Raw genomic sequence first — 21,675 nt, 5'->3', positions numbered from 1 at the left:
AAATTGCGCAGCCGTATCTCAATTCACAAACGGGAGTCGCGCATGGCAATTGAGCCTTACCGTCCAACCCCTCAACCACCCTCCAACCAACGAGAGCAAGAGCTTGAGAAGAAAATTAGCAAACTTTTCGAGCGGTGGAATTGGAAGCTATTCCGGTTTCTCCGATTTATGCTCTTCCTCAGTATTGGTATTTGGCTGGCGGTTAATCTGCTACCTGGCATTTTCGAGATCATTGTTACCGGTGAAATCGGCAACCTGATTCTGCAAATCATTCCGGTTGCCGTCTACCTCTTCTTCTTCATCGGATTCCAGTTCTGGCTGATGTACTTTTTCATGGCCCGCACCCGCATCTACTGGGTCAAGCCGGGTGAAACAGGCGTCAGCTTTAAAGACTATCGCGGTAACCCTGAAGTACTCGAAGCTGCACGCCGGGTCGTTACCCTACTCAAGGGTGCGAAAGAGTTCAAGCAGATGGGTGGTGAAGTCACCCGCGGCATTTTATTGATTGGCCCGCCCGGTACCGGTAAAAGCTACCTTGCCCAAGCTATCTCAACGGAAGCCGGTGTACCGTTCGGCTATCTGAGCGCACCTTCACTCCTCTCGGCATGGATGGGCATGGGCAATATCAAGGTCATGAACCTTTACCGCAAAGCTCGCCGTCTGGCCCGAGAGTACGGTGCCTGCATCTTGTTCATTGACGAAATTGATGCGATTGGAGCCGCCCGTAGCCCAAATCTGATGGGCACAGGCGCAGCCGGCGCCGGTATGAATAACCGGGAGAATGTGGTGATGGGTGTTGGCGGGATGATGGGTGGTGGAAGCAGCTTACTGAACGAGCTATTGCTTCAGATGGACCCACCGCCGCAAGAGCAGACGTGGTGGGGCAAGCTCCTGCGCCTCGTCGGCCTCCGCCGCGGAAAAGCCGATATGCCTCCCGTGCTAACAATGGCTGCGACTAACCTCGCCGAGACGCTTGATGCTGCGCTGTTGCGTCCCGGTCGCTTCGACCGCAAGATCGCCGTCGAACCACCTGATGCCGATGGGCGTCGCGAGGTGATCGAATACTACCTGAGTAAGGTCAAGCACGAACCGATGCCGATTGACCGTATGGTTGCCGATACAATCGGTTATACACCGGTGGCGATCAAGTATGTGATAAACGAAGCGACGATCCATGCTCACTTCGATGGCCGCTCGGCGATTAACTATTGGGACTTCACGCAGGCTCGCGAGATCCATGAATGGGGATTGAAGCAACCGATCCGTAGTATGTCGTATGAAGAGCGCCGACGTATTGCCTACCATGAGGCCGGTCACGCCTACGCGGCAGTTAAGCTGCTGAAGAAAGAACGCCTCACCAAAGTGACGATCGTTCGCCACGGCAATGCGCTAGGTTTTGCGGCTTGGAAACCAGAAGAGGAGATCCATACCCGCACCCGTGAAGAACTGCTTGACCGGATCAAGATCGCACTGGCGAGCCGTGCTGCCGAAGAACTGTTCCTCGGCACACAAATGAGTGGCGTAACCAGTGACTTGCAGAGCGCAACCGGCATTGCCGCAATGATGGTCGGTGCGTATGGCATGGATAACAGTTTCTTCTCGTACCTCCTTTTCGGTATGCAGGGCCTTTCGGCGCCAGATGTAAAGCCACGGGTTGAAGCAATCTTGCAAGAGCAGTACCGGATTGTCAAGCAAATGCTTGAACGGAACCGAATGGCGGTGATTGCAATTGCTGAAGCGCTGATCTTACGCAACGAGCTGACCGACATTGATGTGAAAGAGATCTTGGCGCGCGTTGAGGCCGAACATCCCTACTTACCACCGAACGAGAAGCCTGAGCGACCAGCCTTTGGCTTTGCGGCTGCATTAACGCCATCGAATACGACACTAGTCCGCCGACGGCGCGAGCAGGTCGTGTTACCGGCGCCCAAACAGCCTGCACCGGAAATTACGATCATTGATGCGCAACGGCGCGACGCCAACGGACCCCAACCTGATCCTAATACTCAGGCATAGCTCGTAAGGCGTTTGTTGCACTGCTTGTTGTTACCGGCCCCCTGACCATACGGTCATAAGGGGCTTTGTTTTCGCTCGGACATAGCTGCATGCTGCCACGCTTTGCTAGATAAACCGTGTATAATCAGCACGTAGGATTGACCGATCCGTATTGAGGAGTAACATGACCAACTCTGTACTCACCACGCAAGAGTTACTGCATCAGCGATACGGCGCAGATATACCTGCCACGATTATCAGCCACCCCGTCGTCGATCTGCTGTTAAGCCACCGATCGGTGCGTTCCTACAGCAATGAGCCGTTGCCGGAAGGGGTGCTCGAAACAATGATTGCTGCTGCTCAGTCAGCCTCTACCTCATCGAACTTGCAAACGTGGAGCGTTGTGGCAGTGACCGATCCTGAACGTAAAGATCGGTTAGCAACTTTGGCCGGCAATCAAAACCAGATCCGACGTGCTCCGCTCTTCCTCGTCTGGCTGGCCGACCTCGCCCGGCTTGCCCATGCTGCCGAAACGCGCCAAATGCCACATGAGGGACTCGATTATCTTGAAATGTGGCTTGTCGGCGTTATCGATGCTGCTCTCGCTGCCCAGAATGCGGCGATTGCAGCCGAGGCACTCGGTCTTGGCATTGTGTACATTGGCGCAATCCGTAATCATCCGCTTGAAGTCGCCGGCGAACTCCAATTGCCGCCAATGGTGATGCCGGTCTTCGGTATGTGCGTTGGCTGGCCCAATCCCGCTCGTCCGGCAGCTATTAAACCGCGACTACCGCAAGCAGCGGTTTTGCATCGAGAAGTGTACCAGCCAGAACAGATACCACCGGCGGTTGAGCGCTACAATGCGACAATGAACGCATTCTACACCGCTCAACAGATGAACGTGGAGGGCGATTGGGCAGATCATTCGTCACGACGTGTCGCCGGTCCGCAAAGCCTTTCAGGCCGCCATGTGCTGCGTGTGGCGGGAGATATGTTATACTAAGATTTAGTTAGCTTTATAAAGATTCTTGTGTCGAAACCGCACGCGGTTCAAACCGGAGCAACGTATCGTTCAGTAACGTTTTTGGCCGACAATGACTACAACCTTATGCGTGAGAAAGACCCACCAGCTTACCTTTCTCTATCAGCGGCCAGCCAATTACTCGGTGTACATAGTTCAACGCTACGCCGCTGGGCTGACGAAGGAGCCATACCGGTTTACATCACCCCCGGCGGTCACCGTCGTTTTGCCCGTGCCGACATTCTAGCGTTGGCCGCTCGCCGACCAATGCCGGCCCAATCGATTAGTAGCGTACTCGCTAGCAAGGCACTCGCCCAAACCCGCAGCGACCTGACCAATCCGGCGGTAACACCGGCGTGGATGCAGAAGATGAGCGACAACGAGCGATTGGCGTGGCGGCGGGTTGGACAACAATTGATGGGAGTAGTGCTTCGCTACGTAAGTTCACATGATGAACATAGCCCGCTGCTCGATGAAGCTCGCGCTATCGGGAGAAGCTATGCGCAGCTTGCCCGTGCAAGTGGGCTGTCGCTTAGCGATGCCATTGCTGCTGCTCTATTCTTCCGTGATTCGTTGGTCGAAGCAGCGATGGATCTACCTGAAGAAGCACATGTGCGTCCTGCCGACAGCGCTCGCCTCTTACGGCGGATTAGTCGCGTGGCTAACGAGGTGCAACTGTCAGTCGTTGCCGGTTATGAAGCAGAGGAGTAAACTGTGAAACTAACAAATGAGCAACGCCTCAACCTACCACGCACACTGAAACTTGGTACCTTTCATATCGGTTCATCTTTCATTGATCTGTTGACTTCTGGGGTTCTTAATCGGATTCTCATTACCGATCTCGCCCTGGCGGCGACCCCGGTGGCATTACTATCGGCATTACGCTATCTGCTAGCCCCGTTGAGCGTCTGGGCCGGTTATCGATCGGATTTACGTCCACCCGGTACTCTGCGCCGCTTACCCTTTATTTGGGGTGGACGGTTACCAATGCTGCTCTCACTGCCGATCTTGCCCTTCGTCACAGCTTTGCTGGCCGAAGATCCCGGCTCGGTCTTGGGATGGTCGCTCGCCTTTGTCGCTTTCTTGATTTACGGTATCGGTACCTTGATCTCAGGGGCTACGTACCTGAGTCTGGTACGCGATAGTGCGCCACCGACTCGACGTGGGCAAGCGTTGGCGATTGTGCAAGTGTTTCTCGTCATTAGCTTCCCGTTGGCCGGCGTGATCTACGGACGATTGATGCCGGTCTACGATCAGGCCAGTTTCTGGCGCCTGGTTTTGATCGGTATGACCATCGCGTTTGCGTTTATCGCGTTTGCACTGTGGGGCGCCGAACGACCGGCAGAAACAACGGCAGCGGTCGACCCGACGCCGCCCGAGCCATTTTTGCCTCTCTTACGGCAGATGTGGTCTGACCCGCGAGCACGCTGGTTCTTCATGTTTCTGGCTCTTGGCGCCGTTAGTGCCTTTGCCCAAGATGCAGTGCTCGAACCGTTTGGCGGTGATGTATTTGGCCTCGATAACGGTCAGACCACCCGCTTCAATGCGTATTGGGGGGCGGGAGTAGTGGTGAGCCTCCTTGGCACAGTCTATGTTACTCGCCATCGTGCAGCCCACGAGCAGACCAGCGTAGCTAAGATCGGTCTAGCGCTAACGGGGATACCGTTGTTTTTGCTGAGTGTCATTGCGCTGACCGAATGGCAAGCACTGTTGATCCCGGTGTTGGTTCTGTTTGGGCTAGGGTTCGGTATCTACACGGTGGGAGCCGTCTCATTACTGGCTGCAATGACGACCGAGCGGCATGCGGCGGCGTACCTCGGCTTGTGGTCGATGACTCAACTGCTCTTCCGCGGCTTAGGTATTTTTGCCGGTGGTGCGATACGTGATATTGCGCTATTCTTCAGCGGATCGTATACTATAGCGTATGCCAGCGTCTTCTTACTCGAAGCGCTAGGGCTGTTTGTGTGCATTGCCATCTTGCAACGGGTGGATGTGCCTGGCTTTGTGCGTGGTGAAAGTCGCCCGCTAGGCCCATCGGCCACCCTCGCGGCAGCCGATGGGTAAGTGAGAGCATATAGTCACCGATTGATCATTGCCGGTGTGCAGCACATCATCAGCCACCGGTAAACAAATGTTATGATGCGTATATTGTCATTATGGATTGTCATCTTGGTTGTGCTCTTCGTCGGTTGCGGTAGTGCGGCACCACCAGCCCCCACGCGTTCACCGATCGAAATTCGGCAAACCCAAGTAGCCCTGCAAGGGTTACCGACCGTTCCACCGGCGCCCACCGAACTCACACTGCCCACCTCAACTCCCCAACCGACACGTGATGTGGTAGCGCTGCTAAACCTCACGCCTGATGATCCACGTGCATTAGGCGACCCCAACGCACCGGTGTTGATGATCGAATTCACCGACTATGAATGTCCCTTCTGCGCGCGGTTTGTGAGCGAGACACGCTCTCGCCTCATCAGTGAGTTTGTCGAGGCCGGTGTAGTCCGACTAGTCGTGCGAGACTTTCCACTAACCTCGATCCACGCTTCGGCAGTACTGGCAGCCAGCATCGCACACTGCGCCGCGGCCCAAGATCGGTTTTGGCCGGTGTATGAGATGTTGTTTCAGACCCATAACATTGAGTGGGGCGGTGTCCCCCGGCGCGATCGACCCGTTTTGGTAGAATTAGCCGGCAAGCTAGGTGTTGATACTGCTCAACTCACGACGTGCCTCGATGATCCGGCCACCGAAGTTGCGGTTCTGAATGAGGTGGCGGTGGCGACGCAACTGGGGGTCAATTCGACGCCGAACTTCTTGATCAACGGTCAGATCGTGCGAGGTGCTTTACCGTTTGAGAACTTCGCGAGTTTGATCCGACAATTGGCAAAACCCTAGCCCGCCACAAGCACCTTGCATACCTTTTACTCCCGCCGGGGCTTTGCGTTTTCAAGCACTCCGTTCGCGGACAAAACGCAAGGCCACCGCAATCCCCACTATCATACCGACTAAAACAACCAACTGACCGGCAATATCCTGGAAGATCGCACCACGCTGTACCAACGCGATCACCGGATCGACCATATAAAACGTTGGGAAGATTTGGGCAATCCACTGAGGTAGCTCAGGGAAAAGGGCAATCAAGGCTGGTGCATAGAGCACCAAACCGAGCGCTTTTACAGTAGCAAAGAGCGAATTAATGTCACAAACCAGTACCCCAATCAGAATACCAACCTCCGCCGACAACACCGCACCGAGGAATAACACCAGCAGCACTAAGCCTATCTGATCGCTCCATGCCCCATTCAACGCCAGTACAAATACCGCCATCACTACACTCAACCCAACACCGAGGATTCCCTTCGCAATATAAATCTCGCCACGGGTAGCCGGCGTAACTAACAACGCCGTCAGAGTACAGTGCTGCTTCTCACTCACCAACGAAGAAGCCGGCAACATCAATGACCCAAAGACCACTGTCATCAATACCAACAACGGCAACAAACGCTGCTGCCATGTCAGTGTATTGTTTGCACCAAGCAGCGTTGTCTTGATCGTTACCGGTAGCTCATGGCCGGCCAACGTGCGCAACCAATCGGCCAGGGCAGTGCCGATCAATATGCGATCGCGGAGTAAACTCTCGCCCCAAACAAAGACGGTCAAGTCACTTGTTGCGTCACGCGCCAATTGCTGATCGAAACCGGAGGGTATGACCACTCCCACATCCACAGCTCCCCGTGCGGTCGCGTCACGCAATTCGGCTTCGGTTGAATAGCGTCGCACGATCAACCCCGGTACGGCTTCGGCGAGTTGGCTCAACCGCGAATGATCGGCAGCGACGATCCCAAGGCGAGGCTTACCGCTAAAAAATGTGCCAAAGATCAGGCCAAGCGCCAGACTCAACCCTAATGGGACGACGATCGTAAAGATGAAAATGAAATTCTTAGGCCCTTGCACCATCTCACGAGAGAGTAAGGCCAGAACGCGGCGTAGACTCATACAAACCTCCGTTGGAGAATACCCATACCCAAGCCGAGCAAGAGCAGGGCTGAGCCAGCCAAGGGGAGCAGATTCGCACCCACCTCAGACCATTCCGCGTTGAAATTGAGCGAGCGATAGATCGTATCGACCAGATAATAGGTTGGAATAAACTGAACCCAAGTCGCGGCCAAACCCGGCGTCAGGATAGTCAAGGTCGGTAAGGTCATAATCAGCAGCGCCAACATCCCCCAACCCATAACCGACATCAGATCACGACTGAGGGCAGCAATGAAAAACGCCACTCCCGTCATCAGCACTGAACCGATCAACAGCGCAGTCAGGTTCAAGAGCGGTGCTTTCACCAAACCGCCGGTAATCGCCAAGAGTAACGCGGCCTGCACAAACGCAAACAACGAGCCAAACAAGCTCTTGGCAACAAACAGACCACGCATCGTTAAGGGAGTGACCAACAAGGCCCGGATCGTCCCTTGTTCGACCTCAGCCGCAATAAGACTGGCCAAACCTAGACACTCAACCATTAACACTAACACGGCAAAGAGCGGCAACATCCGTTGTCGTGGTGCGATTTGCGCCCCGGCCAGATCGGGTCCGAGGATGACCTCGTTGATCATCACCGGCAACTCTTGCCCGATCAGACTAAAACTTAGCTCACGAGCAGCCGCTTCATAGACACCGACAATATCAGGTGTCACTGTTGGCGCCAACAGTAATTCAACCGTTGGCCGCGCATCTTGACGGAGCTGATCGTACAGGTCAGGAGGGAAGGCAAATCCAACCGTCACCTCACCGGCAGCAACAGCCGCCCGCAATGCTTCGACCGACGCAAATTGGGTGATCACAACGGCCTCATCGTTTAGTATTTCGGCCATTGCCGGTGGCAGATCGGGAATGACCAGACCGATCGGAAGCGTCTCATCAACGGTTGATGGCAGAAGAAAGTAGATGACAGTGTAGGCCACCAAGCCTAATATCGTCACCAATGCAAACAACCGGTTGGCAAAATAGAGCCGGGCGTCCTTACGGATCAATGCCCAAACAGCAGCAGCACTCATAGGAGTTCCACAGGCAATATCGGTGATCGGTAATGGTGGTTCACGCCAAACCGCGACCGGTTAAACGAATAAAGATATCTTCGAGGGTTGCCTCTTCGCTATGCAACGTCACTACATGCTCATGGGCCAGCAAATCGGCAAGCTCAGTCGGCGTCTCGGGGCGGTCGAGAACAATCTCACGGGTATGTAACGTCCCATCGGGACCAACGAGTTCGGCGCGCACCATCCGTTTACCGTACTGTTGCTTCAGATTATGCGGGGTATCAAGTGCGACAATCTTACCGCTATTGATAAACGCAACCCGATGACACAGACGGTCGGCCTCGTACATATCGTGAGTGGTGAGAAAGATGGTTGCACCACGTTGCTGCTCTTCGACGATCACCCGTCGAATTGCCTCAGCAGAGGTTGGATCAAGGCCCTCGGTTGGTTCATCGAGAAAGAGAATATCGGGGCGATTTACCAATGCGCGCGCGATCATGAGGCGCTGTTTCATGCCTTTGGAATATCGTCCAACGAGATCGGTACCGCGACCATCCAGACCAACTCGGCGCAGTAACCCCTGAATATCGACATCACGCACGCCAAAGAGACGGGCAAATAACTGGAGATTCTCAACCCCGCTCAGCTCTTCGTAGAGATTAGGCTGCTCGAAGCACACCCCAATCCGTGCTTGCACCTGTTTTGGGTGGCGAGCCACATCAATTCCTAACAACACTGCACGCCCGCTAGCAGGGCGAAGTTGGCCGGTCAGCATCTTGACAGTCGTCGATTTACCGGCACCGTTGGGGCCAAGAAAACCGAGGATTTCACCGCGTGCGACGGTAAAGCTGATGTGATCGACGGCGAGCAGGTCACCGTAGCGATACGTCAGCTCTTCGGCGATAATTGTAGGTTCGGACATAGCAACCTCACATAAGACAAAACCGCCGACACAACGCCGGCGGCTTATGTGACTATGGTGTCATTATATTACCGTCTTCATAACATGCAAGGGGACACGGATGAGTAGGTAAGGGGACACGGATTAAACGGATTGGACGGATGACCACGGATCGGACGGATAACCATTATCGCAAATCCGTGCCAATCCGTCACATCCGTACCTATCCGTGTCCCCTGAGGAAGCCGCAGATTAAAGAGACAAAATATTGACAGTTCCACCTTACATATCCTACACTACATACGTAGAGGACATACTGAGAAGAAAGGGAACACATTATGACCATCGAGCGCCCAGAAGCGTTCGTCTTCTTCGGCCCACAGACAGTTGTCGGCCCGGAGTTAAAGCCCGGTGACAAAGCACCTGACTTCAAACTCGTGAACAACAAAATGCAAGAGGTAACGCTGGCCGACTTTGCCGGCAAACCACTGCTGATCAGCGTCGTTCCCTCGCTTGACACCGGCGTGTGCAGCAAGCAGACCACACGCTTCAACGAAGAGGCCGCACGCCTAGCCGGTCAAGCAAACTTCATCACCGTCAGCGCCGATCTGCCGTTTGCCCAGGCCCGCTGGTGCGGCGATCACCATGCCGACGCCATTCAAACGCTGTCCGATCATCGTGATATGAACTTCGGCATGGCTTACGGTACCTATGTGCCAGCCTACCGCATCGAACAGCGTGCCGTCTTTGTCGTTGACGGCGACGGAGTGATTCGCTACAGCGAATACGTGCCGGTGGCCGGTCAAGAGCCGAATTACGATGCAGCCCTGGCAGCGCTCAAAGCGTTGCTGTAAGCGACGGCAACCATTCCCTCACTACTCGACATCTCTGTAAGGAAGAACACCGCAGGGAGCGCTTGCCTCCAGCGCTCCCTTATGCTATACTGCCCGTCGGCATTGTGGAATGCCAAATACACACACCCTATGGCGCAGTCGCTCCTGCCGGTGATACCGGTCTAGACTGCGAGGTACGATGGGTGGAGGCGGCCTTGACCAGATAAGGAGCAAAAGAGGGTATGACACACCAATTACCGCGCGTCGTAACCATTCGAGAATTGTTGGAAGCAGGCGCTCACTTCGGTCACCCAACGAATCGCTGGAATCCGAAGATGAAGCCGTACATCTTCACCGCCCGCAACGGCATTCACATCATCGACCTTCAGAAAACGGTTGCTGGGTTGAGCCAAGCGTATCAGTTCATTACTGAAGTTACAGCGCGCGGCGAGAAAATTCTCTTCGTCGGCACCAAAAAGCAGGCCCAAGAGGCAGTGATGGAAGAGGCGATCCGCGCCGGTCAGTTCTATATTAATCGGCGATGGCTCGGCGGGACGTTAACCAACTTTGCGACAATAAAGCGTCGGCTCAAGCTGCTCAGCGATTTGGAAGAGCAGCGCGATCGTGGGGATTTTGCTCGCCTCACCAAAGCAGAAGCGGCAAAACTCGAAGAGAAGATTGATCGTCTCAATCGAGTCTTTGCCGGCTTGAAGGGTATGGAACGGCTGCCTGGCGCGATCTTTATCGTCGATCCACGCAAGGAAGAGTTAGCGGTGCGGGAAGCAGACAAAGAGGGGATCCCGATTGTGGCAATGGTTGACACCAACTGTGATCCCGACCCAATCGATTACGTCATCCCGTGCAACGACGATGCCATCCGCGGTATCCGACTGATGACCAGCAAAATTGCCGATGCTGCCATTGAGGGTATGCGGCGGCGCGAATCGTCGCAAGAATAACCCCTACCCAAGCGATCACTCACAACAATAGATGAGTTGCTCGTTTGTCAAGATGGGGTAACAGACCGGCGCAAACCGACGAAGCACGGGGGGGCGCATGCCCCTCCGTAGCACGATCCGGAGATGAACGATAGCGGAGACAGTAGCTTCATCCAGAGGGAGTATAACCGTGGCGGTACCAATCGAATTAGTTAAGGAACTACGCGAACGCACCGGGGCCGGTATCAAAGAATGCCGGGATATTCTCGAGCAGACCGGTGGTGACATCAACAAGGCTATCGAGATTTTACGGGAGCGTGGGATTGAGGCGGCAGCCAAGAAGGCCTCGCGCGAAGCCAATGAAGGTCTCATTGGCGTATATGTCCACTACGGTTCACGAATTGCCGCAATGGTTGAGCTGAGCTGTGAGACCGACTTCGTCGCACGCACGGCCGAGTTCAGCCAGTTGGCGAACGATCTAGCCCAACATATCGTTGCGCTCAACCCGCGCTTTATCAGCGTCAACGAAGTCACTGACGAGATGATCGCCGAGAGCGGCCAATCGCGTCAAGCGTTCATCGAAGAGACTGTACTGCTCGAGCAGAAGTTTATTAAGGACCCGGCCCGCACTATCGAAGAGAAGATCAAAGAGGCTATCGCCAAACTGGGCGAAAATATCGTTGTCCGGCGTTTTGTCCGCTACGAAGTTGGTGCATAACGAGACACTTAACAGGCGGTTTGCCATTGTGCAAACCGCCTTGTTCACGATACCATGGTGGGATACTCCATGCAACAACCAAAATACCGCCGGATCTTAATTAAATTGAGTGGTGAGCAAATCAAAGGGACTGATGGTGAGGTCGTCAGTTACGACATGCTGGATTTTCTCGCCCAAGAGATCGGTCGTGTTCATCGGCACGGTGTAGAGATCGCGATCGTCGTTGGAGGCGGTAATATCTGGCGCGGTCACCGGGCCATTGAACGTGGTATGGATGCAGCGCAGTCGCATTACATGGGCATGCTGGCCACCATTATTAATGCGCTCGCCATGCAAGATGCACTCGAACGACATGGTCTCGATACACGCGCCATGACGGCCATTAAGATGGATGAAGTGGCCGAGCCGTACATCCGACGTCGCGCAACGCATCATCTCGAAAAAGGGCGCGTCATCATTCTCGCCGCCGGTACCGGCAATCCCTACTTCACCACCGACTCGGCAGCCGCACTACGCGCTGCGGAAATTCACGCCGAAGTGATTTTGATGGCAAAAAATGGCGTCGACGGTGTCTACGACGATGACCCACGCCGTAATCCGGCAGCAACGCGCTTCGATCATATTCACTATCTTGAAGCGATTAATCGCGGTCTGACCGTGATGGATAGCACAGCGCTGACGTTCTGCATGGATAATAATCTACCAATTATCGTCTTTAATGCGCTCGAACCGGGGACAATCGAACGGATTGTCATGGGAGAACATGTTGGGACACTTGTAAGCAATCAGCGAGGAGGCGCGCGATGCTGAACGATGTCATTAACGAATATGAGGCGCATCTGAAGAAGGCGACCGAAGCGCTCCGTCATCATCTGGCGTCGATCCGGACCGGACGCGCCTCGGCGGCGTTGGTCGAACATCTGCACGTAGAAGCCTATGGAACGACCATGCCGCTGAACCAATTGGCGAACATTAGTGTACCCGAACCCCGCATGATCATCATCCAACCTTACGATACCGGTATGATTAAGGCTATCGAAAAGGCGATACAGCAATCAGATCTCGGTCTTAACCCGAGTAACGATGGTCGGATCATTCGTCTACCGGTACCGCCACTGACCGAAGAGCGTCGTCGTGAGTTGGTAAAAATGGTGCGACATCGGGTAGAAGAGGTGAAAGTATCGGTGCGTAACCAGCGCCGTGATGCGATTGATGATCTGAAAAAATTGGAAGCAGAAAAACTGATCAGTGAAGACGAGTTACATCGTGGTCAAGAACGGATTCAGCAACTGACCGACCGCTGCAACCGTGAACTCGATCAAATCGGTGCGGAAAAAGAAGCGGAAGTGATGGCGATATAACGCTGTCGCTGAGAGGCGCTATCGTATGAGTCAGGATGGTGTACCGTCCGGCACAAAAATTCCGCAACATATCGCGGTGATAATGGATGGTAACGGACGCTGGGCCCAACAACGGGGCTTACCACGACTGGCCGGTCATCGTGCTGGGACCGAGAATATTCGTCCAATCGTCACGGAATGCGCACGGCTCGGAGTGCGTGTATTAACCTTATACGCATTTTCAACCGAGAACTGGAACCGGCCATCGGTGGAAGTACAGGGGTTAATGCAGATTCTGAGCGACTTTATCGACCGCGAAATCCGGAATCTGCATGCACAGAATGTGCATTTGCGACACCTTGGCCGGCTCGACGGTCTCAGCCCCCATTTGCGCGAAAAGGTAAAATACGCGATTGATCTGACACGTAACAATACTGGGCTGATTTTGGCGATCGCCTTCAACTACGGCGGAAGAGCCGATATTGTCGACGCAGTGCGTGCCATTGTCGCCAGTGGTATTCCTGCCGATCAAATTACCGACGAGGTGATAAGTGCGCACCTCTCAACCCATGGCCTACCCGACCCGGATATGATCATCCGTACTAGTGGCGAGCGGCGCCTCTCGAATTTCTTAATCTGGCAGTCGGCTTACAGCGAATACTGGTTTACGCCGGTGTTCTGGCCCGATTTTCGGCCCGAACATCTGCATCAGGCAATTCTTGACTATGGACGGCGCGAACGCCGCTTCGGCGGGCTCCCCGAGTCGAGCTAATACGTTGGCGACAAGGATCGCCAGTGTCGTGGTGTTACTCCCACTGATTATCGCCGCCGTGTGGTGGCCGCCAACGACTGCCTTACTGGCCGGTCTCGCAATCGCACTGTCGATCGGTGAGTTGTTTGCCATCTTTCGCCACGGTGGCTATGCGCCACGCACGGTGGAAGGGATTACCATCGGGTTAGCGATCTGTGCGGCAACCTTTTTTCAGCCTTTGACCACTATTGATCTGATGTTGGTGGTGATTTTTGGCTCAATCATCGGGGCACTGATCGTTGAGATTGCGCGTCATGAGCGCCAAACCAGTTTGCTCAGTTGGGCGTTGACTTTTGCCGGTGCGTACTATGTCGGTGGTTTGCTGAGTAGTTATTTGCTATTACGTCAACTTGACATGCCACTCCAGAACGGTTGGTTGGCATTTGCCGGCATTCCTCCCGGTGCAGCGTGGGTCTTTTTTACCTTAGCGATTACGTGGTTGCAAGATACCGGTGCTTTTTTTGTCGGTCGCAAGTTGGGTCGTACCCAAATGGCACCTATCCTTAGCCCCAAAAAGAGCTGGGAAGGTTTTTTTGGTGGTATGACAGCGGCAATCGCGACTGCCTTGTTCTGCGTGCCACTACTCGGTCTGCCTATTACACTCTGGCAAGCAGCGATTCTCGGTGTCGTTGCCGGTATCTTTGGGCCGCTTGGTGATCTTGCCGAGTCGTTGATCAAACGACAAGTTGGGGTGAAGGATTCAGGCTTTATTATCCCCGGTCATGGTGGTATTCTTGATCGGATTGATAGTATCTTGTTTACCGGGCCGGTGGTTTATTATTTCATCGTACTGTTTACCCGTTGAGATACAACGCCGATTCGTTGGTGTAGAACAAGGTGCGATCCAATGATTACAGCGGTACCAACTCAACAACAATGGAGGCCCGACGTAGCCTTAGCCGGATTCGAGATGCGCCAAATCGATGTAGCGGGGGGTCGTGCCGTCTTGGTACGCCGATCACATCCGAATGCTGCAGCGCGGGCGGTGTTGTATGTGCATGGCTACTCCGATTACTTTTTTCAAACGCACCTTGCCGAAGTGTTTCAGGCTCACAGCTACGCCTTCTACGCCATTGATCTGCCGGGCCACGGACGCGCGATGCAGCCTCACCAAATCCCCTGCTTCTACCGCGATATTGCCGAGTTCTATCCGTTCATCGATGCGGCGATTGAGATCATCGATGCAGAACAACACCGGCCATGGCTCGTGTTGCACGGCCATTCGGCAGGGGGATTGATTGCGGCAATGTACGCCGGAGAAGGGCAGCGCCGTGATCGGCTTGGTGCGTTAGTGTTAAACAGTCCGTTTTTCGATTTCTTTATCGATCCACTCACACGAGCCTCAATCCCGTTGGTGATGCTGCTTGGGCGCTGGCAACCTATGCGGATCGTTGGTAAGCTCTCATCGGTATACGGCGAGACAATTTATCGAGGAGCGAACGGTGAATGGGAGTTTGACCAGCGTTGGAAACCGATCAACGGTATTCCGATGCGGGCCGGTACGGCGCGGGCTATCTTGCTGGCCCAACGTCGATTACGACGCGGACTCGGTATTCGCTGCCCGATTTTGATTACCCACTCGGCACGCTCGGCATGGCCTATTCCCGGTAGTGCTGAGATTACCAAGGCCGATATTGTGCTTGACGTTGCGCATATGCGCCGTGATGGCCCACGGCTTGGTGATGATGTGACGATGATCGCGATTGAGGACGGTTTACATGATCTCGCGTTATCACCGGCGCCGGTGCGTGAACGCTACTTTGCCGAGATGATGGAGTGGTTGGACGAGGTAGTGCGTCAGAAACAATAGTCAATGCAGCGATCGTTCACCACATTCTGGCTGATTACGGCTTTACTTTGCCTCTGCTGGCCACAACCAACACGGGCAGCCGATCTCTGTTTTTGCGCTGCTACTCCGATCTGGTGGCACAGCTCTACACCGGCAGCCCATGAAGTTGCGCTCTTCCGTCTTGTCATCGAGCGCGATACACTCGCTCCGAACGCAATCCTCTCTATCTTTGCCGATACACGTTACGAAGCCTACCTCAACGGCAATTTCGTTGGGCGTGGTCCGGCACGATTCTCGCGTCAACATCGTGAATACGATCAACTCTCGCTTGGTGATCTCACGCCAGGCAGGCACGTGTTAATCGTCCGTGTCCAATGGGCACCCAATTTTCGGCGGAGCGAATCGGAGCGCCCGTTTTTATGGGCGCTTCTCCAGAGTGCGGGTCAAACGCTCACTACCAGTGGCCCGCATTGGCAAACACAACCACTCTTCGCCTACCGTAGTGATGCGGCTCCTGTTCATCGTTGGGGACTGATCGGGCCGACCGAAATTGTTGATTTGCGTTTGTTACCACCCGATTGGTCACTTATGGGCACAGAGTCACCGTGGCAACCAGCCGTTGCCGTCGAGGTGACGCCCGCTCGGTTTACCGCCCGCTCGATACCCTTAACGGTTGAAGTTGATATACCAATTCAGCGTATTAGCACCGGTTGGCTGGGGAAAGATTTCGTCCCGATTGAGTTATTGAGTAGCGAGGATCAGGCGCGTTTCCAGATTCAAGTAAAGCACCAGACAATGCTTACACTGGTAAGTTTACAAGACGAACTTACCACAAATATAACGATAAACGGAAATCAACTCATCTGGAGACCCGCATCCGAACGACCACCGGGCATTGTCACTGCTTCGTATCTGGCAAATGTTGGGACGCATACGCTGCACGTCACCGGACTCAGCGAGCGACCAGAAGGCTGGACGATATTCATCTCGCGAGAGGGGTTAGCAAGCATACCGACATTGAACGCTACAGCCCACGCCGGACGGCGAGTGTTGCTGGCGCCGCCACAACCCGATCCACAAGCAGTCACCGTATCCGAGACACCCTCACCGACACTATCCTTCCAACCACCGGCCAGTTATGCCGTTCTTGACTTGGGGCGAACCGTGCATGGCAGGTTATACGCAGAGGTAGCAGGACCGGACGGGGCCACGGTTGACATTGGTTGGGATGAACGATTATGGCAACAAACTATTCCGCTCCCATTTCCCGGCGAGTTACACCCAGAATGGAACCAAATCGATTCGTGGCGGCTTGATGGGCGCGAACAGCGTCTAACCACTATCGATACCCGAGCCGGGCGGTACATTGTCATTGCGGTCTGGAGTAATGAATCGGTTGAGCTGCGCAATCTCCAGGTGCGTGAGGAACGGTATCCGGTTACTCAAATTGGGTCATTTACGAGTGACGATCCGTTGTTAAACCAGATTTGGCAGGTCGGCGTCGATAGCTTACTGCCAAATATGACAGATGCCTACACCGATACGCCCTGGCGTGAACGAGGGCAATGGTGGGGCGACGCATTTGTATCCTATCACATCAATCAAGTTGCCTTCGGCGACCAATTATTGCTCCGACGCGGGTTACGGCAGCTTGCCGACGCCTTCACCCCTGAAGGGACACCGGCAGCAATGGCACCGAATGTTGCCGGACGAATGCTTGATTACGGCATGCTGTGGGTTCAAGCGATTGCCGCAGATCTCCAACGTACCGGTGACGCAACCCTTGCCCACGAGTTATGGCCTACCATTACTCGTTTTTTGGACTACATCGCCGTCTATCGCCAGAATGACACCGGACTACTTGAGCTACCGACAAACCTGGCGTGGCGACCGAGCTATATTGACAGTAGCGTCGTAGCCGCTCGCTACGGCAGATCTACTCCGGTCAATGCAATGTACTATGGCACATTGCAAGCAGCGGCTACGATTGCCCAGGCGCTCGGTGAAACCAACACGGCTACGCAATGGCTAGACGAAGCAACACGGGTACGTGAAGGGATCAACCGTTACCTATACGACTCATCTGAACACCGCTACGTTACCAGCATTATTGACGAGCACATTATTGCCCCCGGCCCGCACGCGCAAGCGTTTCCGCTTGCCTACGGTATAGTACCGGAAGCGGAGATCCCACTGGTTGCTACCGCACTGCTCGACTTGACCGAACGTGATCCGGCCCGCGCCAATGTACAGTTATACGGTATGTTTTGGGTACTAGAAGGTCTGCGCCGCGCGGGAAGATTCAACGATGCTATCAATCTCATAAAAACATTTTACGGTTGGCAACTGGCTAACGGTGCTACGACGTGGTGGGAACATCTGAACAGCGATCGGTTTTGGTACGCGAGCCGTTCACATAGCTGGAGTGGAGCGCCGACGTGGTTTCTGACCACCGCTATTGTGGGAGCGCGCCAAACCAGTCCAACGACATGGGAGGTTATCCCGGCTTGGGAGAGTATGAATCATGCAACGGGAATAATACCCTTGCTAAGCGGTTCGCTTACTGTAACATGGGAAAGAACCGATTGCAACTCCGGCAGAGTGACGATTCAGGCACCTGAAGGGACACAAGGAGCTTTGCTGCTCCCACCCCCATCCGATTCAACGGTGATCACCTACAACGGGGAAGAAGTATGGTCACCAAACTATCACAACGCTACGATTAGCCAAATGGCCGATGGACGTATGCGGATACCGTTAAGCGGTGGGTAATAGAACATCAGTGAACGACAACAGGTGTGTTTTAGAGGAGAACCGTCATGCACCGTCTCATCCTAACCTTCCTTATCCTTACACTGCTTACGACCGCCCTCCCAACAGCAGCTCAGACACCGGTAACGACCAATCTCTACATACCGATCGTTGCTTCGCACGCGATTCGACCGCTCGGGTTTGAGACAAATCCAGGTTGGCTGTACAGTTCACAAGTTAAACCACGCGCCCAAGCCCTCAATGCGCACTGGGTACGACTCAACACGCTGAGTTGGCGGGAAGCGCAACCTACCCAGAACAGCCCGATTAACTGGAATGCGCCCAGCTTCCAGATATTTGAGCAGGAGGTCTTGACGGCCAATGAGTTAGGGCTGCAGGTAATGGCCATCATTGACGATCACCCATCGTGGGCGACCGGGAGCAGCCATATCTGCGCGGCCATTCTTGACGAATACCATGATGAATTTGCCATGTTTGTACGAGAAGTTGTTGCAAAATACAGCCAAGCCCCATATTTGGTCCGTTACTGGGAATTAGGTAACGAACCAGATGTTGATCCTATTCTTGTTCCTACTAACTCTCAATTCGGCTGTTGGGGTAACATCGCCGATGAATATTACGGTGGTGAGCGGTATGGCAGGATGCTAAAAGTTGTAACCCCAGCAATTCGGGCTGCCGATCCGGGTGCAAAAGTTGTTTTCGGCGGTTTGTTACTAGCACGTCCTGAGAATCAGCCAACGAATACAGACGGCAAACCGTTCAATTTCTTAGAGGGTGCTCTACGAGCCGGTGCCGGCCCGTATTTTGACATTCTAGCGTTTCATAGCTATCCGAGCTATATTGCCAACGTTCTAGGAGTCCCCAATGTCGATTTTGATCTCCATGAACAGAGTCTCAACGGTGCTTGGAAAGATCGAGGAGGGACAACAATCGGCAAAATTCGCTTCCTCCGTGACGTGATGCAACGCTACGGCATTAACAAACCACTCTTTCTGAATGAGACCGGTTTACGATGTATGAATGAATATTTCAATTGTAATTCTATACTACCCCAATTTGAACAGGCAAAAGCCAACCATCTGATCCGTACATCGATACGGGCAATGGCTGAAGGGGTTGAAGCGTATGTCTGGTATACCTTGCAAGGTCCTGGGTGGAGCTATACGAGCTTACTGGACGACAGTCAGCAGCCACGACCGGCCTACAATGCGATGCAATTCGCTATTCAACGGCTGAACGAGGTGCGCGTGCCACCACAAGCGTTTACCGGCTATGGTACCGGCATCGAAGCCTATCGCTTCCGAGGTAATGGCTTTGTGCTTGATGTGATCTGGTCAACTGATGGGACACCGCGCCAGATTACGTTACCGGCCACATCAGTTATTGCCGCTTATACGCGCGATGGCACATCGATTACTCCGACTATCAGCGGTTCAACAGCAATCTTCAATGTTGGGTTTGAAAACATTTATCTGAAACGACAACCGTAACTTACCGACGGGTCAATATTTGAATCCCTTGACTTGAGCAAGTCGATCCGGTACACTATCTGTAGACACGAGCGGCGGCGGGCGGTTGGCTCGTCGCCGTTATTACTCTTACTGATTGGGGCATGGTATGCTCACTACAACTTTGAACACACTTTGGTCACAACTTATCAGTGGGATTCTCGATCCATTGCTGACAACTCTGGTCTTTCTGATAATGCTCAGCCTACTGGTGTTTGTCCATGAATTAGGTCACCTGTGGGTTGGGCTGCGTATGGGGATTAAAGTTGAAGAGTTCGGCATCGGATTTCCGCCGCGCGCATTAGTATTATTTGAACGAAACGGGATCAAATACACTCTCAATTGGCTACCGCTAGGCGGTTTTGTCCGCTTTGCCGGTATGGACGGAGAAAAAGATGCGGTATACAGTAGTGGTAGTCTGGCCGCAGCGCCACCGTGGCGTAAGATACCGGTGATGCTGGCCGGCCCACTGATGAATTTTATCTTAGCAGTGGTGATCTTTGCCGTCCTCTTTGCTACTACCGGTATTCCAACGCCGACCGGACGGATGGAGATCAGTAACGTTTTTCCAAATACTCCGGCGGCGATGGCCGGCTTTCAGCCCGGCGATGAGTTGGTGTCGCTTGATGGTCAACCGGTTACGAGCGAGCAGGTCATCCGTGATGTTGCCCGCAAACGGTTAGGATCAATGATTGAAGCGGTGGTGGTGCGAAACGGATCGGAACTGACGCTGAATGTTACCCCAGGACCGTGGACAGCGCCCGACGGGCGCGAGTTTAGTGCCGGGTTTGGGTTCAGTTACGGGCCACAAGTCGTGAATCAGCCGATTCATCCGCTGGCTGCAATCGGTGCCGGGTTGATGCATAGTTTTGAACTGACCGGGCGGATGGTAATGATGCTGGCCGATCTACCGGCAGCGATTGCCGGACTATTTAGCCCAACGCCGCCACCTACCGGTGAGCCACTGGGTCCGGTCGGAATTGCCCGTGCGACCGGTGAAGTGATTCGCCAGCCCGACGGTTTCATCTCATTCTGGTCGCTCACGGCAGTGTTAAGTCTGAACCTGTTTATCCTCAATTTGCTACCTATCCCGGCGCTCGATGGTAGCCATATTATATTCGCATTGATTGAATGGGTGCGAGGGAAGAAGCTACCACCTGAAAAAGAGGCGCTGGTGCATACATTTGGCTTTATGGCGTTGATGGGCCTGATGTTGCTCTTGACGGTAAACGACGTGATCAATGCCGTGCAAGGCACACCAATCTTTGGGCGCTGATGGAGATTATTCGGGCAAGTGAATTGGGCGAGTACTACTACTGTGCCCGTTCGTGGTGGTTACGTCGAGTTGGTGGTCGCGAACCTGAAGGTGCCGAACGACGCGCCTTCGGGACAATAAACCATGTTCGTCACGGGCGATTAGTGGTATTCAGCCAGCGTCTGCTTTGGCTTGGTGTTGCGCTGCTGATCGGTGGGATTGGACTCGTGGTTTGGGCAGGCACATGGTAGGGCTAGGTTTCGTACTCATCCTCTGCGCTGTAGTAATGCTTGTCCTTGCGGTTGTGCTCCGACGCCGCAGCGGTTTACCATGGGCACGAGTGATCGACATGGATACCGGCCCGACCCGCACATTGGCGAAGCCACTATATAGCGCGCGACTTGGCCTGACCGGTAAGCCTGACTATTTGTTGCAGCAAGGACAGGCGCTGATCCCGGTGGAGGTGAAACCAAACCGACAGGCTAACCAGCCTTATCTGTCGGATTTAATGCAATTAGCGGCGTATCTCGTGTTGTTGGAAGAGACTACCGGTAGTGCTCCACCTTACGGCCTCCTACGATACGCCAATGATACCTTTCGACTGCGCTATACCGATGAGGTACGGAACGAGGTATTGAATACGTTGGCCGAGATGCGTGATCTCCTCACCGCCACGGATGTCGCTCGTAACCACGATGAAATCGCACGCTGCCGCGGTTGCGGTTTTCGCAGTCAGTGTGAAGAGGCGCTTAGCTGACGACAAT

The 21,675-nt window shown here is 54.0% G+C and carries 21 protein-coding genes; 18 read left to right on the top strand and 3 right to left on the bottom strand.

Annotation, left to right across the window (positions count from 1 at the left end; genetic code table 11):
* The first annotated feature begins 42 nt into the window (after positions 1-42).
* The 5 genes from ACP5OT_RS13120 (at position 43) to ACP5OT_RS13100 (ending at position 5,908) form a co-directional block, all read left to right on the top strand.
* Positions 43-2,016, top strand: a complete 1,974-nt coding sequence (locus ACP5OT_RS13120; protein WP_424675287.1) for an AAA family ATPase — start codon at positions 43-45, stop codon at positions 2,014-2,016.
* A 163-nt stretch (positions 2,017-2,179) separates the two neighbouring features.
* Entirely contained in the window at positions 2,180-2,998 is an 819-nt protein-coding gene (locus tag ACP5OT_RS13115) for an NADPH-dependent oxidoreductase (protein ID WP_428132365.1), read from the top strand.
* Between the two features lie 27 nt (positions 2,999-3,025).
* Positions 3,026-3,727: a MerR family transcriptional regulator gene (locus ACP5OT_RS13110; protein WP_424675285.1), complete on the top strand. Its 702-nt coding sequence runs from the start codon at positions 3,026-3,028 to the stop codon at positions 3,725-3,727.
* A gap of 3 nt (positions 3,728-3,730) precedes the next feature.
* The gene (locus tag ACP5OT_RS13105) at positions 3,731-5,080 is read left to right on the top strand and encodes a BCD family MFS transporter (protein ID WP_428132363.1); all 1,350 of its coding nucleotides are present in this window, start codon (positions 3,731-3,733) and stop codon (positions 5,078-5,080) included.
* Positions 5,081-5,152: 72 nt separating this feature from the next.
* Positions 5,153-5,908 carry a DsbA family protein gene (locus ACP5OT_RS13100; protein ID WP_428112564.1) on the top strand — a complete coding sequence of 252 codons (756 nt, stop codon included), beginning with the start codon at positions 5,153-5,155 and terminating at the stop codon, positions 5,906-5,908.
* A gap of 51 nt (positions 5,909-5,959) precedes the next feature.
* On the opposite strand, the gene ACP5OT_RS13095 is transcribed toward ACP5OT_RS13100, so the two are convergent.
* Genes ACP5OT_RS13095 through ACP5OT_RS13085 form a run of 3 tightly spaced genes read right to left on the bottom strand, consistent with a single transcriptional unit; the run spans position 5,960 to position 8,968 of the window.
* Entirely contained in the window at positions 5,960-7,009 is a 1,050-nt protein-coding gene (locus ACP5OT_RS13095; RefSeq protein WP_428132361.1) for an ABC transporter permease, read from the bottom strand.
* Positions 7,006-8,064 (bottom strand): ABC transporter permease, encoded by a 1,059-nt coding sequence (locus ACP5OT_RS13090; RefSeq protein WP_428112568.1) that lies wholly within the window; start codon positions 8,062-8,064, stop codon positions 7,006-7,008. Before ACP5OT_RS13090 ends, ACP5OT_RS13095 begins: the two co-directional genes overlap by 4 nt.
* 40 nt (positions 8,065-8,104) lie before the next feature.
* Positions 8,105-8,968 carry an ATP-binding cassette domain-containing protein gene (locus ACP5OT_RS13085; protein ID WP_428112570.1) on the bottom strand — a complete coding sequence of 288 codons (864 nt, stop codon included), beginning with the start codon at positions 8,966-8,968 and terminating at the stop codon, positions 8,105-8,107.
* Between the two features lie 317 nt (positions 8,969-9,285).
* Here ACP5OT_RS13085 and tpx point away from each other — a divergent pair, with 317 nt between their 5' ends.
* The 13 genes from tpx (at position 9,286) to cas4 (ending at position 21,668) form a co-directional block, all read left to right on the top strand.
* On the top strand, positions 9,286-9,801 hold the full coding sequence (tpx, locus tag ACP5OT_RS13080) for a thiol peroxidase (RefSeq protein ID WP_424675278.1): 516 nt from the start codon (positions 9,286-9,288) through the stop codon (positions 9,799-9,801).
* A 221-nt stretch (positions 9,802-10,022) separates the two neighbouring features.
* Positions 10,023-10,739, top strand: coding sequence for a 30S ribosomal protein S2 (gene rpsB, locus ACP5OT_RS13075; RefSeq protein ID WP_424675277.1), 717 nt, complete (start codon positions 10,023-10,025; stop codon positions 10,737-10,739).
* 169 nt (positions 10,740-10,908) lie between these two features.
* Entirely contained in the window at positions 10,909-11,436 is a 528-nt protein-coding gene (gene tsf / locus ACP5OT_RS13070) for a translation elongation factor Ts (protein ID WP_157044816.1), read from the top strand.
* Between the two features lie 69 nt (positions 11,437-11,505).
* A complete protein-coding gene (gene pyrH, locus ACP5OT_RS13065) occupies positions 11,506-12,246 on the top strand; it encodes a UMP kinase (protein ID WP_424675276.1) in 741 nt (246 codons plus the stop codon).
* On the top strand, positions 12,240-12,797 hold the full coding sequence (gene frr, locus ACP5OT_RS13060) for a ribosome recycling factor (protein WP_287908284.1): 558 nt from the start codon (positions 12,240-12,242) through the stop codon (positions 12,795-12,797). Before pyrH ends, frr begins: the two co-directional genes overlap by 7 nt.
* A 25-nt stretch (positions 12,798-12,822) precedes the next feature.
* A complete protein-coding gene (locus tag ACP5OT_RS13055) occupies positions 12,823-13,548 on the top strand; it encodes an isoprenyl transferase (RefSeq protein ID WP_287906549.1) in 726 nt (241 codons plus the stop codon).
* Positions 13,549-13,552: 4 nt separating this feature from the next.
* Entirely contained in the window at positions 13,553-14,392 is an 840-nt protein-coding gene (locus tag ACP5OT_RS13050) for a phosphatidate cytidylyltransferase (RefSeq protein WP_424675275.1), read from the top strand.
* Between the two features lie 42 nt (positions 14,393-14,434).
* A complete protein-coding gene (locus ACP5OT_RS13045; RefSeq protein ID WP_424675274.1) occupies positions 14,435-15,397 on the top strand; it encodes an alpha/beta hydrolase in 963 nt (320 codons plus the stop codon).
* A 3-nt stretch (positions 15,398-15,400) separates the two neighbouring features.
* Positions 15,401-18,148, top strand: coding sequence for an alpha-L-rhamnosidase (locus ACP5OT_RS13040; RefSeq protein WP_428132359.1), 2,748 nt, complete (start codon positions 15,401-15,403; stop codon positions 18,146-18,148).
* Between the two features lie 47 nt (positions 18,149-18,195).
* Entirely contained in the window at positions 18,196-19,638 is a 1,443-nt protein-coding gene (locus tag ACP5OT_RS13035) for a cellulase family glycosylhydrolase (RefSeq protein WP_428132357.1), read from the top strand.
* Between the two features lie 127 nt (positions 19,639-19,765).
* Positions 19,766-20,932, top strand: coding sequence for a M50 family metallopeptidase (locus ACP5OT_RS13030; RefSeq protein ID WP_424675271.1), 1,167 nt, complete (start codon positions 19,766-19,768; stop codon positions 20,930-20,932).
* On the top strand, positions 20,932-21,162 hold the full coding sequence (locus ACP5OT_RS13025) for a hypothetical protein (protein ID WP_424675270.1): 231 nt from the start codon (positions 20,932-20,934) through the stop codon (positions 21,160-21,162). Before ACP5OT_RS13030 ends, ACP5OT_RS13025 begins: the two co-directional genes overlap by 1 nt.
* On the top strand, positions 21,156-21,668 hold the full coding sequence (gene cas4, locus ACP5OT_RS13020; RefSeq protein WP_428132354.1) for a CRISPR-associated protein Cas4: 513 nt from the start codon (positions 21,156-21,158) through the stop codon (positions 21,666-21,668). Before ACP5OT_RS13025 ends, cas4 begins: the two co-directional genes overlap by 7 nt.
* Positions 21,669-21,675 lie beyond the last annotated feature (7 nt).

The organism is Chloroflexus sp., from assembly GCF_049970315.1.
GTDB lineage: Bacteria > Chloroflexota > Chloroflexia > Chloroflexales > Chloroflexaceae > Chloroflexus.
This window is presented reverse-complemented; position numbering and strand designations above follow the sequence as displayed.

Excerpts from the sequence above, each read along its gene's own strand:
- ACP5OT_RS13120 (WP_424675287.1), top strand. The coding sequence starts at position 43 with ATGGCAATTGAGCCTTACCGTCCAACCCCTCAACCACCCTCCAACCAA.
- ACP5OT_RS13115 (WP_428132365.1), top strand. The coding sequence starts at position 2,180 with ATGACCAACTCTGTACTCACCACGCAAGAGTTACTGCATCAGCGATAC.
- ACP5OT_RS13100 (WP_428112564.1), top strand. The coding sequence starts at position 5,153 with ATGATGCGTATATTGTCATTATGGATTGTCATCTTGGTTGTGCTCTTC.
- ACP5OT_RS13095 (WP_428132361.1), bottom strand. The coding sequence starts at position 7,009 with ATGAGTCTACGCCGCGTTCTGGCCTTACTCTCTCGTGAGATGGTGCAA.
- ACP5OT_RS13090 (WP_428112568.1), bottom strand. The coding sequence starts at position 8,064 with ATGAGTGCTGCTGCTGTTTGGGCATTGATCCGTAAGGACGCCCGGCTC.
- ACP5OT_RS13085 (WP_428112570.1), bottom strand. The coding sequence starts at position 8,968 with ATGTCCGAACCTACAATTATCGCCGAAGAGCTGACGTATCGCTACGGT.
- tpx (WP_424675278.1), top strand. The coding sequence starts at position 9,286 with ATGACCATCGAGCGCCCAGAAGCGTTCGTCTTCTTCGGCCCACAGACA.
- rpsB (WP_424675277.1), top strand. The coding sequence starts at position 10,023 with ATGACACACCAATTACCGCGCGTCGTAACCATTCGAGAATTGTTGGAA.
- pyrH (WP_424675276.1), top strand. The coding sequence starts at position 11,506 with ATGCAACAACCAAAATACCGCCGGATCTTAATTAAATTGAGTGGTGAG.
- frr (WP_287908284.1), top strand. The coding sequence starts at position 12,240 with ATGCTGAACGATGTCATTAACGAATATGAGGCGCATCTGAAGAAGGCG.
- ACP5OT_RS13055 (WP_287906549.1), top strand. The coding sequence starts at position 12,823 with ATGAGTCAGGATGGTGTACCGTCCGGCACAAAAATTCCGCAACATATC.
- ACP5OT_RS13045 (WP_424675274.1), top strand. The coding sequence starts at position 14,435 with ATGATTACAGCGGTACCAACTCAACAACAATGGAGGCCCGACGTAGCC.
- ACP5OT_RS13040 (WP_428132359.1), top strand. The coding sequence starts at position 15,401 with ATGCAGCGATCGTTCACCACATTCTGGCTGATTACGGCTTTACTTTGC.
- ACP5OT_RS13035 (WP_428132357.1), top strand. The coding sequence starts at position 18,196 with ATGCACCGTCTCATCCTAACCTTCCTTATCCTTACACTGCTTACGACC.
- ACP5OT_RS13030 (WP_424675271.1), top strand. The coding sequence starts at position 19,766 with ATGCTCACTACAACTTTGAACACACTTTGGTCACAACTTATCAGTGGG.
- ACP5OT_RS13025 (WP_424675270.1), top strand. The coding sequence starts at position 20,932 with ATGGAGATTATTCGGGCAAGTGAATTGGGCGAGTACTACTACTGTGCC.
- cas4 (WP_428132354.1), top strand. The coding sequence starts at position 21,156 with ATGGTAGGGCTAGGTTTCGTACTCATCCTCTGCGCTGTAGTAATGCTT.